This window comes from Pseudorhodoplanes sp. (assembly GCF_050250235.1).
Classification (GTDB): Bacteria; Pseudomonadota; Alphaproteobacteria; order Rhizobiales; family Xanthobacteraceae; genus Pseudorhodoplanes.
The window spans coordinates 1-12,175 of the sequence record NZ_JBFWPA010000155.1 but is presented as its reverse complement, the minus strand read 5'-3'; the positions used below and the strand labels follow the sequence as shown (position 1 = coordinate 12,175).

12 protein-coding genes are annotated in these 12,175 nt (G+C 56.2%); 3 read left to right on the top strand and 9 right to left on the bottom strand.

From position 1 onward, the window contains the following. Positions 1 to 30: 30 nt before the first annotated feature. The 4 genes from AB7F49_RS33835 to AB7F49_RS33820 all read right to left on the bottom strand — a co-directional run bounded on the left by AB7F49_RS33835 (position 31) and on the right by AB7F49_RS33820 (position 4,831). A complete protein-coding gene (locus AB7F49_RS33835; RefSeq protein WP_428530475.1) occupies positions 31 to 639 on the bottom strand; it encodes a HupE/UreJ family protein in 609 nt (202 codons plus the stop codon). A 49-nt stretch (positions 640 to 688) separates the two neighbouring features. Then, the gene (locus tag AB7F49_RS33830; protein ID WP_428530473.1) at positions 689 to 2,086 is read right to left on the bottom strand and encodes a lactate racemase domain-containing protein; all 1,398 of its coding nucleotides are present in this window, start codon (positions 2,084 to 2,086) and stop codon (positions 689 to 691) included. Then, on the bottom strand, positions 2,083 to 3,627 hold the full coding sequence (locus AB7F49_RS33825; RefSeq protein WP_428530477.1) for a class I adenylate-forming enzyme family protein: 1,545 nt from the start codon (positions 3,625 to 3,627) through the stop codon (positions 2,083 to 2,085). The genes AB7F49_RS33830 and AB7F49_RS33825 overlap by 4 nt, the downstream gene beginning before the upstream one ends. Before the next feature lie 85 nt (positions 3,628 to 3,712). After that, entirely contained in the window at positions 3,713 to 4,831 is a 1,119-nt protein-coding gene (locus AB7F49_RS33820) for a TRAP transporter substrate-binding protein (protein WP_428530470.1), read from the bottom strand. Positions 4,832 to 5,063: 232 nt separating this feature from the next. On the opposite strand from AB7F49_RS33820, the gene AB7F49_RS33815 reads away from it, so the two are divergent. Continuing rightward, positions 5,064 to 5,963 carry a LysR family transcriptional regulator gene (locus AB7F49_RS33815; protein ID WP_428530468.1) on the top strand — a complete coding sequence of 300 codons (900 nt, stop codon included), beginning with the start codon at positions 5,064 to 5,066 and terminating at the stop codon, positions 5,961 to 5,963. 30 nt (positions 5,964 to 5,993) lie between these two features. On the opposite strand, the gene AB7F49_RS33810 is transcribed toward AB7F49_RS33815, so the two are convergent. Then, on the bottom strand, positions 5,994 to 7,376 hold the full coding sequence (locus tag AB7F49_RS33810; RefSeq protein WP_428530466.1) for a TRAP transporter large permease: 1,383 nt from the start codon (positions 7,374 to 7,376) through the stop codon (positions 5,994 to 5,996). Beyond that, on the bottom strand, positions 7,367 to 7,915 hold the full coding sequence (locus AB7F49_RS33805; protein WP_428530464.1) for a TRAP transporter small permease subunit: 549 nt from the start codon (positions 7,913 to 7,915) through the stop codon (positions 7,367 to 7,369). Before AB7F49_RS33805 ends, AB7F49_RS33810 begins: the two co-directional genes overlap by 10 nt. 741 nt (positions 7,916 to 8,656) lie before the next feature. Between AB7F49_RS33805 and AB7F49_RS33800 the strand changes: the two genes are divergently transcribed. Further along, positions 8,657 to 8,929, top strand: coding sequence for a TnpV protein (locus tag AB7F49_RS33800; RefSeq protein WP_428530462.1), 273 nt, complete (start codon positions 8,657 to 8,659; stop codon positions 8,927 to 8,929). Positions 8,930 to 9,114: 185 nt separating this feature from the next. Next, positions 9,115 to 9,984 (top strand): ABC transporter substrate-binding protein, encoded by an 870-nt coding sequence (locus AB7F49_RS33795; protein WP_428530460.1) that lies wholly within the window; start codon positions 9,115 to 9,117, stop codon positions 9,982 to 9,984. A gap of 337 nt (positions 9,985 to 10,321) precedes the next feature. On the opposite strand, the gene AB7F49_RS33790 is transcribed toward AB7F49_RS33795, so the two are convergent. The 3 genes from AB7F49_RS33790 to AB7F49_RS33780 all read right to left on the bottom strand — a co-directional run. After that, positions 10,322 to 10,936, bottom strand: a complete 615-nt coding sequence (locus AB7F49_RS33790) for a hypothetical protein (RefSeq protein WP_428530458.1) — start codon at positions 10,934 to 10,936, stop codon at positions 10,322 to 10,324. A gap of 364 nt (positions 10,937 to 11,300) precedes the next feature. Continuing rightward, positions 11,301 to 11,591, bottom strand: a complete 291-nt coding sequence (locus AB7F49_RS33785; protein WP_428530456.1) for a hypothetical protein — start codon at positions 11,589 to 11,591, stop codon at positions 11,301 to 11,303. A gap of 383 nt (positions 11,592 to 11,974) precedes the next feature. Then, the coding region (locus AB7F49_RS33780) for a hypothetical protein (protein ID WP_428530454.1) at positions 11,975 to 12,175 on the bottom strand (201 nt) is incomplete at its 5' end.

Sequence of the window (12,175 nt, the reverse complement as noted above, 5' to 3'; positions counted from 1 at the left end):
TCGGGCGATCAAATAACTGTACCACGCCGCCTACAGTCCCTCCGCGGTAAACAAGCCGAAACGGCTCACCGCTCCACCGCAGAACCATGCCAACCATCGTTGACGAGCGAAAAGTTTTCTTGCCACCGAGATACCCACTAGATGCAGGAGAGCAGTCGAGAATGCGAATGCCCCAATGATGGCAATTGTTTCGACGAGGCCCGAGTCGGCTGATAGCAACTCCACCCCATGCGCCTGGCCATGAAATATACCAAAGACGAAGGCGATCGTTGCACCAAGCCCCAAAGGTGTGGCAACGGCGGTCGTCGCCATCAAGCCGAGCATGATTAGCGAAAAACCAATCATTGGCTCCACCAATGGCAACATTAGGTTCATGATGGTCAGCTGGAAGCCGATTATCATCGCCGCGACGAATGCCGAAGGTGCGAGGAGAAGCTCGAAGATATTACGGCTGACCAATGCCGCCCAAACACCTACGGCCAACATTGTCAGCAAGTGGTCGGCACCGAGGAAGGGATGGAGAGAGGCGTCGATAACCGAAATTCCGAATACAGTCGTGCTGGAATGAGCATCAGCTGGGGTCGCTGCCAGTATGATAGCCGGCGCGGCAGTTAGAGTCAGAGCGGCTTTCAGAGTCATTGTGTTCATTTTCCTTTGTCCCATCTGGAATCTCCGAGCGATCGCAAACTTAGTCGCGCACGTCGAATTTGATCCGCGGCTTACTGAAAAAGGTGGGGGCGACGACGGTTGTTGGCTTGGGACCGACTGAGCGAATAGCTATCTGCCATGCCTCATCGAAGTTCTTAGCTGCCCTTAGCCCCAGTTGGCGAAACGGCCCCGGGTTGGGTGCTCCGGCAATGACAACTGCGGATGCGCGGTTCAATATGTATTCGAGCTCATACATGAGCCAGAAGGGATGCAGCGGCGGATAGCCGTGTCCATGTGTGTATTTGTGTCTGTATTCCGGTCGGAAATTGAACTCATCCTCGTGGTCAACTAATTGCCTGACCTCGAAGTAGCGGTCATACAAATCGATGACTTCCTGGTATGACGGGTAAACATCGGCATTTACCTCCCCTTTCGACGGGGTCAGAGCGATGACCACTCCGCCTTCGCGCAATATGGGCTTGTTGGAGAAATATCGCGGCGGCACACAGGCGCCGACGGCCGCGATCAAGGTGTTGTCGGCGCTCCCGTATGCATAGGCTGCAGGAAGGCCTATGATTAAGACGTCAGCTTGGGGTACGCGCTTGGGAAATATCTTCTGCGCCAATTCCCATGCGGGCGGTTTAACGGCTGCTGCACTCCCCGCAAATACACCGACCAACTTGCCGCCGATACCGGTCACGGTGTTGACGTAGAATACTTCCTTGCCGAGGCGTTCATCAAGGAATGTGGTCATTTCCTCCTTGACGCTCGGGTGAGCCTTCTGCTTCGCCTTTCCCTTGTCGGCAGTCGGGTCGGGTATCCCATGGAAGCTATGATGCGATGCAATGCTTCTGGTAGAGCCGAATCCCACTATGACGCCGGTACCGGTAAAGGTCTTAAATGGCATCGGCGCGACGTTGCCCTGATAGATCATCAGATCGGCTTCGACAAAGCGTCGGTTCATCTCGACGACGCGTCCGCCGTCTGTCACGCCGAAATACTTGAGTTCGCTATCATCAGTGCAATCGTGGTTACGTATCTGACCCGTACGCCAGAATTCGTTGAAAAGGGTCGGTCCAAGATGCGCCGCCAGTTCCGCGCGTGTATTTTTCCGATGGTTACTGCATGCGTTGATGAACGTGATATCGCGTCTTCTGACTCCGCACGCCAGGAGCTCTTGGACAAGTATCGGCAGGATCGTTTGCGGTGGGACTGGAGGGCGGGTGATATCGTCAAAGCCGATCGCGACCGTCATGCCCGGCTCGGCCCGCTCACGCAGTGGTGCACTTCCGTATGGCTCAGCTATGGCCTTGCGCACGGCATCTTCGGGATTCTCGAGAAGCTGGGGATCTGCAAACTCCACGACGACGGCATCATCGGGCACGTCAATATTCAGCTTCCCCGCACCGAAATCCACAGCAACGGTCTTGGTCTTCATGCCTTGACCCTTTGCTGTTCGGTAAAATAAGGAACCAATGCTTTCCGAATGAACTTGCCAATCGCGTTTCGAGGCAATGCGTCGATGAAGCGGATGGTTTGCGGCACCTTGAAGGAAGCGAGCTGGCCCTCGCAGAACTCAATGAGTTCCATTTCCGTGACTTCGGACCGGCGCACCACACATGCGCAGATGGCCTCGCCGTACATATGGTCCGGCACGCCGACCACTGCTGCTTCACTCACAGCGGGATGGCGCGCCAATACATGCTCGACCTCGAGCGGGGAAACGTTCTCGCCGCCTCGAACGATTATTTCCTTCTTTCGGCCGACAATAAATATGAACCCGTCCTCGTCGACACGTGCTAGATCACCACTCATCAGGTAACCATTTTGCATTGCGGCAGCCGTCTCAGCGTCATCCCTGAAATACCCCTTCATCACGGACGGTCCCTTGATCGCTATCTCGCCGACCTCTCCTATGGAAACCGGCTTTCCCATGTTGTTGAGGACAACGACTTGATCGGGAGGGACCGGGACGCCGATGGACCCGTATTTGCGCGGTCCATCGACGAGATTGCTAACGTTGACGGCCGTGGTTTCAGTTAAACCATAAGATTCCAGCAGAAGCCTTTTTCCGAGAAGCGCTTCAAATTTCATCGCCATGGAAATAGGAGTCGGCGCACTCGCTATCATGACGAAGTCCAGGTCGATGCCGCTCAAGTCTTCGCCATCATAGGTCTCAATCAGAATGCTCAAGATCGCGGGCGATATACTCGCCGAGTTCACTTGGTAGCGCCGGCATTGGCTCCAGTAGTTTGAGGCACTGAATCGCCGGCAAAGAGCGGTGGAAGCGCCGGTCATGAGGAACGGCATAACGCTGAACATCAGCGCGTTTGTATGCGACATCGGCATGACGCAGAGCGTACGATCCGTTGGCTTGAGCTTGAAACGGGCCTGAACCGCCTCAGCCCCCGTACGAACATTGCCGTGGGTCAGCAGCACGCCCTTCGGCCTACCTGTGGTGCCCGACGTGTAGAGAAGCAGCGCACCATCTTCCGCGCTCGGCGTGTAACCATCCGGAGCCGATGCGACCTGTTCGTCCAGAAGTTCCCGGGACTCACATTCAAGGCCACTAGTATCGCCAAAACACAAAACCCGAGGGGGGGAGGCGAGCGTTCCAAGGGCCTCTGCGACCTTGCTGACATAGTGCTCGCTTGTAATCAGGAGGCCGCTGCCAGCATGATCGATAATGTAGCTTATTTCCGCGGGTGCCAGCCGATCGTGCAGCGGATTTGCAATTACACCCGTTTTGAAGGCACCGAAATAGGCGCCGATTATCAGCGGGTCATTGCCCAGCAAAAGGCTGACCCGTTGATCAGGGCCGATCCCGAGAGAACGATAGAGGTTCGCGAAGCGATTGGACATGTCGTCCAAGTCGCCATAGGTGAGGATCGCATCTTCGAACAGTATGGCTGGTGTCGACCTTTGTTTTGCCGACAGAATCTCATTTAATTGCATCGTGGTTCCGTTTTTTTCGAACACATCCTTCAATGGAAGCCCGCCCCCTGGTCGAGCAGGTTTGGGCGTCGGAATATGACCCGACGCCCAAATCTGCTTAGACTCTGCTTCAAGCTGGGAAGGGATATTTTAACGCGCGCGCCCTAAGATACGCTCCTTCAGCGGTGTCTGTGTATCGGACCTGCTGGTTGCGAAAGGCGATCATGCTCTTGAAGATTTTTGCCGCCATCGGGTCGGAGCTAATTAAATCCTGAATGGCCTGACCTGATAAACGGCCAACCTCTACCAGGATCTCGTCGGATAGCTCCTTGATGACAACTTTGTGGTCCTTCACAAAACTTTCGAGGACCGGTCCTGAGCGGGCCTGGAACTCACATAGGACCATCTGGTTGGTGGCGTAGGCGCAATATTCGACGATGCCTTTTAAGTCTTCGTCCAAGCCGTCCCACTTCTTGGCATTGATGAAAAGGTCAAGAGTCGATCCGGGCTCATGCCAGCCGGGCGTGTAGTAATATTTGGCGTACCGCCAAAAGCCCATGGATGCCTCGCCATAGGGATTGTTCCACTCCACCCAGTCAATGGCGCCTGACGCAAGCGCGCCGGCAACCTCGCCGCCCGGCAGATTGACGACGGTTGCCCCCAAGCGTGACATAACCTCGCCTCCGATACCGGCCATCCGTACTTTTAGGCCTTTGAAGTCGGCCAGGGTGTTGACTTCTTTAGTGCTCCAGCCAGGATGCTGAACTCCGGTGTTGCCGCAGACTAAGAATTTGCAGTTGAAGACTTCTCGATATAGGTGGTCGCAAAGATCGCTGCCGCCACCGAAATGATACCAAGCGTTGTATTCCTGCGCTGTCGGCCCCATGGGAAACCCGCCAAGGATCTGCCCAGCTGGCGCCTTCCCCTTCCAGTAGTACGGCGTTCCGTGGCCCATTTCCGCCACTCCCGACCCGACCGCGTCGACCGCTTCATAGGCGGGGACGATTTCGCCGGCCGGATAAACCTGAACCTCTAGGCGTCCGCCAGAGGCCCGCGTGACAGCCTTGGCGAAATACTCCGAGCCAGTTCCGAGGCCGGGGAGATTCGCAGGCCAGCATGTAACCATCTTCCATTTTTGACGATTCTGAGCAATTGCCGGTGCCGCCAGTGCAGAGGTAAGTGCGACACCCGCGCCAGCTGCTGCAACGGACTTCTTGATGAATTGCCGCCTATGCAAATTTTGCTGCATGACTTGGTCCTCCCTTGGAAAATTTTTGAACCGGCGCTCTTAGAGAGTTCCCATGGGGAAATTTTTGAGACCGCAGGTGTTTTTTTGTTTGAGCCTAGACGGCTTAGTCTCCTCAGGAACTAAGATCATCACAAACGATATTTTTGAATTGGATTGTTCCAGAATTATTGATATGTCGCGCTATCTGTGACGTGCAAGCGACAACCCCAATCGCACCAGCGCCTATACGCATATGAACATTCGCCAACTTGAGACTCTCTACTGGGCAGTGAAGCTTGGCAGCTTCAGTTCTGCTGCGGACAAACTGCATTCGACCCAATCAACGGTCTCGATGCGAATTTTGGAGCTCGAAAGCGAGTTCGGAGTGAATCTATTCAGCCGTGATCAACGGACAGCGCGGGTGACTGCGATGGGCGCTCAATTCGCTCATGATGCGGAGGAAATTCTTGCTCTAATTTCGAGCCTCCGGGAGCGCTACTCCGCTACGGATGCCTTGACAGGTCTTGTGCGACTGGGCGTTGTTGAGGCGATATCGATGTCTTGGCTCCCGGCGTTCTTATCTTTGCTTAAGACACAGTCACCCTTAATTAACGTCGAAATCGAGGAGGGGCTTACCCGTGACATTATTGCCGGACTGGAGCATGGGAGCCTCGATATCGCTTTCATTGCCGGTCGCACAGTCGAGCGTGATGCTACCGTTGTTCCCTTGGGAAGCATTGAGATGAATTGGGTAGCGAGTCAGAAACTGGATATTCCGAATAGAACTCTGTCGGCAAGAGAATTGAGCAAGTATCCAATCATTACGCTGGCTAAAGAATCCTATCACTATGAGACGGTCGAAAACTGGTTTAGGGCTGACGGTGTGAGAAGACGCAAGACATTTACGTGCAAAAGCGCCAGCGTGTGTATCCAATTGGCTGGGGCTGGGCTAGGCGTCACTCTCATTCCGATCGAACAATATCGTGATGCATTTGATAGAAATCAGCTACGTTGTATCAAGACAACACCCGTCCTCCCGGCGGTCGAATTCAACGCGGTATATCGCGATGCAAATCTACAGCCCGCCGTTTCCGCAATGTGTCAACTCGCAAGACACGCGAGCACATTCATCAAGTTGATGCCGGAAGGTTAGGAGGCCTTTCCAAGGACTAAGTGAGAAGCCTCACCCAAGCAAAACTTTTGGAAGCCAAGTCGATAGTGTCGGGAATATCCACACGATAACCAAGACTACGAGCTGAATCCCGATGAAGGGAGCAACGCCCTTATAGATATCAAGCGTTGCAACTGACTTCGGCGCCACGCCGCGCATGTAAAACAATGCCCAGCCGAATGGTGGCGTCATGAAACTGGTCTGCAGGTTAATGGCCAGCATGATTCCTAGCCATACAGGACTGATGTCAGAATGGAAAAGAGCGGGCGCTACAATCGGTACGACGATGAAAATAATCTCGATGAAGTCAAGGACAAAGCCCAACAGAAATACGAGCATCATCACGATCAGCATGGCTGTGAGGAAGCCCCCTGGTAGACCAGTCAGAAATTCTTTTACGAGGTCGTCACCGCCAAGCCCTCTAAAAGTCAGAGAAAAAATGGATGCCCCAAGCAGGATAGCAAAGACCATACAGGAAACTCGTACCGTGCTAAGGGCGACAGCCTTCACAATATTGAGGGTTAACTGCCGCCTTATGAGTGCAAGAGTCATTGCGCCGACACCGCCGAAAGACGCCGCTTCGGTTGGCGTCGCAACTCCAGCGAGTATGGATCCCAGCACGGCCAGTATGAGGACGCATGGGGGAACCAGAGCCTTCGCGACCTGAAGATAAACCTCACGGCGGCCCATATCAGAATCATAGTAAGCAGGACACGAGTCGGGGCGAAGAGTGGCAACGACTACCAACCACAGGATGTACAGTCCGACCAGCAGCAGACCTGGTATAAGCGCTCCGGCGAAGAGGTCTAGGGCGCTGAATGGCTCGACGATGTAGTTTCCCTTCGCCAGTTGGGATTCCGTGTAAATGCCTGAGAGGGAGTCGGCCAGGATGACTAGAGCAATCGAGGGCGGAATGATCTGGCCAAGAGTTCCAGACGCGCAAATCGTGCCAACCGCTAGCTTCTTGTCGTATCCTGCCTTTAGCATCGTTGGTAGACTAAGCACTCCCATAGTAACTACGGTCGCCCCGACGATACCTGTAGATGCAGCCAACAGCATGCCCACGACCATGACTGAAATTCCGATTCCGCCGCGCCGCGCTCCGAAGCATTGCCCCATCGTAATCAGAAGGTCTTGAGATATTTTAGAGCGCTCGAGCATAAATCCCATAAACACGAACAAGGGGACGGCAACGAGCACTTCGTTGGTCATGACGCCGAAATAGCGTGAGGGAATAGCAGAGTATAAGGCGAAGTCGAACTGCCCAAGAGTAGAGCCGACGGCCGCGAAGGCGATTGATACTCCTGCCAAAGTGAAGGCAACCGGAAACCCGGATAGCATACCAAGACAAACCGCGACCAGAAGGCAAACAGCCAACAACTCATTTAGCGGCATTCGCTCTCTCCTTCTCGAGTCAAGGATTCGGAGGGTTGGGTTCCGTATCCCATCAAGAGCAGGATATTCTTCATGATAATGGACATCGACTGCAGCGATAGGGTGACTATGAATGCCAGCATTGTTGCCTTGAGGATGTAGACAGCCGGCAATCCTCCAGCGTCGCGAGACCCTTCGCGTCGAATCCATGACAGCTCCACGTATGGAATGACGTAGTAGGCGAGCACCCCCATCATCGGCAGTAGAAAAAAGAAGACGCCGAACAGATTCATCCAGGCTTTGTTGCGCTCGCTAAGTCCACCGTAAATCACGTCGACCCGGACGTGACCGTCAAGCAAGAGCGTGTAGCCCGCAGCCAGCATGAAGACAGCGCCGTGCAACCACACATAGATTTCTTGGAGCCAGATCGAGCCTAAGTTGAACACATAGCGAAAGACGGCCACGACAAAGGTGTCGGCGACAATGATAAGAATGAACACAGCGCAGATTGCGCCGACCACTTGGTTGAGAACATCGATGATGTGCGCAATTCGAGCCATTGAGGGCGGATTCGTATGGTCTCGGAATTTGTCTCGTGCCGTCATGTAGAAATCATCTCGCTATTGCAGCCCGCAAAATCTCAGGAATCGACCGGGCCTATACGGCTGTTATGGTGGTAACAGCCGGTTGTCGGATCACCGCAGACACATAGGTCAACGAGGGTCAGAAATCCCACCTCAGCAGCAACTAGCCAGTTGAGCGACGGATTTGCGTTCACCACGGATTTGCGCGAGGAACTCTGCTGCTTTGGGAATAGGGAGACGCTTTGAAGCACTACTAATCGAGCGAAACTGGCAAGCAAATTCAGCCCATGCTGGGTCCAAGACAGCCCCCTCACAAACCAACCCACAACCATCCCTCCCCAACGCCACCACTCAGCCAACCTGGCCACCATTTGTAGGGTGGTTGTGAATGCGGCGAAGCATTCGGCGAGAGTGGTATCGAAACTATAGATAGGTCCCATCAACTCTGCAAAATTAATCTTCATAGCTAGAGCCAGAAAATTTGATGATTTAAGTTTTGTATTGCATATGAGTCGTCATCAGCCACCCAAGCCTGAGCAAGACCGAATTGCGCAAGGGCAAATGCCCCTGATGCGGCTTTCCGGAAGTGACCGGACTCGCCGAAACGTAGGCATGTCCGGGCGAACTCAAGGGATGCGCAGCTTCGGATGTTCTGAAAAGCTTTGATTTCCATTCATTCGTGTCCACAAACTTGGACGACGCTAACGAGGAAACGATATGCCCAGCGAGACGGTCTACGCACGGATGCACAAGGACTATCTGCGGAAGAACCATCCGGAGATGTACAGGGAACTCGAGAGGAGCGGGGAACTGCTGGAGCACTGCCGCAGGAGGGGACAGGAAGCGGTGGATCACAGCGATAGCCTGGAAGCCCAGATGATGACGTCGCCAAACCTACCGAAGGACTACATGGCGAGGGTAAGGGAACTGGAGTCGATCCCGCTGATCGTGGAGGAGATCGTGCTCCACGAGTTGATCTACAGCCTGTAGACGATTTCGACGCGGCGTTCGATGTGTCCAATCGACTTCTCATTACCTCTCATTTCTTCGTCTGTGCAGATGTGCTCAAGGTCCGGCCGGTGCGTTGAATCACTTTCCTGAGCGAGAATCCTTCCGCGCCCGGTCGGCATATGTGCATTGATCCCAGGCCCGGGCGGAGAGAGCCGACTATGCGATTGGTCCTGCCGTTTCCGTCGATTTTCTACGCGACCGTCTTCGTGGCGCAGAGCCGCGGCCTGTTTGCCGAAAGGCGCATTGAGATCGAGCTGGGTTTCGCTCCGCCCGGCGGCGATCCGGTGAACGAGCTTGCTCTGGGCAATGCGGATCTGGCGGTCGGTGGGCCCGTCCGCCTGATGCGCTATCCGCATGAGGTTGCGGACCAGTTCTGTGTCTGCGGCCAGGTGAACAGTGCCAGCGGCTTCTACTTGTTGGGCCGTGGCGGCATTGCGCGAGGTGACTGGGAAGGGCTTAAGGGGCGGTCGCTGCTGCTGTTTCCGGCCTCCAGGACGCCATGGCTGTTCACACGCAGGCTCCTGCTGTCGAAAGGCCTGAAGGAGGAGGATATCCGCCAAGTCGAGGCCCGCTCGCTGGCCGAAGCAGCGGACCTGTTCCGGTGCGGGAAGGCCGATCTCATGGAGGCGCCCGAGCCCATCGTCTCGATGTGTTTGCAGGACGGGACGGGGGAGATCTGGGCCTCGATGCCTGAAGAATTCGGGGAAATGCCATTCAGCGTCGTCGTGGCGCGCAAGGACAGTATGCGCAACAGCGAGGGCGAGACCGGCCGCTGCCTTGAGGCCCTGGCCGCCTCGCAACGATGGATCCATTCCGCTGCCATTGAAGCGGTTGCCGCTGAACTGCAGCCGAGATTTCCGGAGATTGTTCCCGACGTCCTGCGGGCGGCGTGCAGGCGCTATCGCGAGGACAGCGTCTGGGCGCGAAGCCTGGAGTTCACGGAAACGGCATTTGAGCTGCTGCAGTCGGCCATCCTGGACAGCGACGAGCCACTCAACAGGCTGTCCCATGAAAGGCATGTCTGGAAGCCATGAAGAAGAATTGCTCTGAGCCGGCACGGCTACCAGCGGTCGAGGCTTTAATCGCCGCTGATAGTTCGCGCGTCCGATCCCAGACAGAGAAGAAATTGCCGCTTGTGACAAGCCTCTCTTGCGTCGGATAATAGGCACTGATCGACAGACCGAATGCATGCATTCAGCGGGGTCAAGAGGCGGCGCGGCGCTTGCGAGGCCGCGCCGTCTTTTTATCCGTCGGAGCCTGAAGCGCGGCCTAAGTGTCGCCCTCGATCTTACCGAAGGAGCCGCATACTCGCCGGCCTGAAAAAAGAGGGTGCGCCAGAAGCGAAACGTTGTCTGGGTATCCGAGTAGCCTTCAACCGGCTTTCCGCGCTGGCGCACCGTTCAGATCGGCCCAGAAGCGGCGTCTGGCTGCCGGGCCGAGATTCTGGCTGGCGGCGGATCGCTTGCCTGTGATGGTCCCTTGCTCGCAGCTCCGGTGCGAGGGCAATCTCAGTTGGTCCCGAACTTCAGGGCGGCAGCCCTTAACGAGATATTGCGCGCCACCATAGGTCCAGCGCTTCAGACGGAGCGCACGGTCTCCATGGTCTCCGGCCACATTCACGAGTTGCCGCTCGAAGATCTCGGTAATGTGCTTCAGGCGGTTCCGCTCGAAGAAGGCGACGGGAATGTGGATGAGGATATGGGCATGATCGTTCATGCCGTACCTGCCGGGTTGCCATTCGCGCACCCAGAGGAATGCCGGCGTGATGTCCCGTCGCAGGAACATCTTCCGGACCCGCTCGAGCAGGGCGGCCAGGAGCCGGCCGTCCGGGTCCTGAACAGCGTCGGTGTGGATCCAGGCGATGGTGACGAAGAGGTTCAGGGGCAACTCGATCCACTCCGCGAATTCGAATGCGGCCTGCAGTTCGTTGATGTGCCGGATCGAGAGGTACTCGGTCGCACGCCGGCCGGGTCGACGGCCGCTCATCGGGGAGCTCCCCGAAGGAGTGCCGAAATGGCCGCGCGCCGCCCATGGTGGGGAACTCGAGGAGTAGACGACTGAGGCGGGAGTACGAGACGAAGCCGCCCGAACGGCCGTAGTCGCCCGGCAGCTTCGCCCTGATCTCCTCCGGGATCACCACCGCCTCGTTCACAGTGTCGGCGCCGAAGTAGAAGGCCCTCCAGGAAGGAGACGTAGAGAGTAACTATCACACTAGGCATGACTCGCCCGCGCGAGGGTAGCGAGGCGGGCGTGCCGCAAATCACCAACGCGATCAGCAGCTTCGGGTCCATCGAGGTGCCTGCCAAGAGGGGGCAAAAACTGCGAGCGGCGTCCAAGTTTTGCAGCGTACTCATCGCGGCTTCCTCCCGTCGGGATGGAAGGCAGGGAGGGCATCGACGACCGCGAGGGCATCAGGATCAACGGGGCCGCAATACGCTGGGATGCAACGCGTCAGGCCAAGCTTGCTGGCGCAGAATGAACGGCTGATCCAGCCAGTTGCCTTGGTTCTCGGGCCGCCCTTCCGCCGTTCCAGTATCCACTGCAGGGGGTCGTCGACGATGCGCCATGAGTCGTTGAGATTAGCGATGACTGATTGGCGTTGCAGATGGTTGGAATTTGTGATTTCGACGCATTCCGACATTTCGTATTTCCCCTTTGGGTTAATCGGGGAACGAAGCGGGGAAATGTCGGAATAAGATTAGAGTTGGCTATTAGATCGCTGGTCTCTTAATCAGCGGGTCCAAGGTTCGAGTCCTTGTGCGCCCACCACTCATTCCCGGAATTCCGTTGCTGAAAATCAGGGGAGTTGGCCCTTCCGGCGGGGCCGTTCTCCCGCTTTCGCCATCCGGACGCCAGCACGCCGGGCCATCGGCTGAGCGTGCTGCCTTCATGACTGTTCACATCTCGCGCGGACCAGGCGGCGCGTGCGCCCTGCCGCCCCGGCGGATGGCGCCGGCCTGCCCCGTTTCCAGCCGGTTTCCAAAATATCTTGCTCAAGGAACTGGACTCTATTAGCTATCTTAGTTAGCTAATATAGGTAATGAACTGGCCCGCGGATCGCTGCGGGACCGGTTCCCCGGCGTGCGGCAGGCAGGGCTCAAACAGGCTTGCGGGCGCCAGCAGGCGGGGAGGAAGCGCATGAGCCGTATTCAGCTTGTCGAGACGTCCTTTCGCGACGGGCCGCAGTCCGTGTGGGCGACGCGCATGACCAATGCGATGATCCTG

Bases quoted from the DNA above. Each gene is read 5' to 3' on its own strand.
- AB7F49_RS33835 (WP_428530475.1), bottom strand. From the start codon at position 639: ATGACTCTGAAAGCCGCTCTGACTCTAACTGCCGCGCCGGCTATCATA.
- AB7F49_RS33830 (WP_428530473.1), bottom strand. From the start codon at position 2,086: ATGAAGACCAAGACCGTTGCTGTGGATTTCGGTGCGGGGAAGCTGAAT.
- AB7F49_RS33820 (WP_428530470.1), bottom strand. From the start codon at position 4,831: ATGCAGCAAAATTTGCATAGGCGGCAATTCATCAAGAAGTCCGTTGCA.
- AB7F49_RS33815 (WP_428530468.1), top strand. From the start codon at position 5,064: ATGAACATTCGCCAACTTGAGACTCTCTACTGGGCAGTGAAGCTTGGC.
- AB7F49_RS33810 (WP_428530466.1), bottom strand. From the start codon at position 7,376: ATGCCGCTAAATGAGTTGTTGGCTGTTTGCCTTCTGGTCGCGGTTTGT.
- AB7F49_RS33805 (WP_428530464.1), bottom strand. From the start codon at position 7,915: ATGGCTCGAATTGCGCACATCATCGATGTTCTCAACCAAGTGGTCGGC.
- AB7F49_RS33800 (WP_428530462.1), top strand. From the start codon at position 8,657: ATGCCCAGCGAGACGGTCTACGCACGGATGCACAAGGACTATCTGCGG.
- AB7F49_RS33790 (WP_428530458.1), bottom strand. From the start codon at position 10,936: ATGAGCGGCCGTCGACCCGGCCGGCGTGCGACCGAGTACCTCTCGATC.
- AB7F49_RS33785 (WP_428530456.1), bottom strand. From the start codon at position 11,591: ATGTCGGAATGCGTCGAAATCACAAATTCCAACCATCTGCAACGCCAA.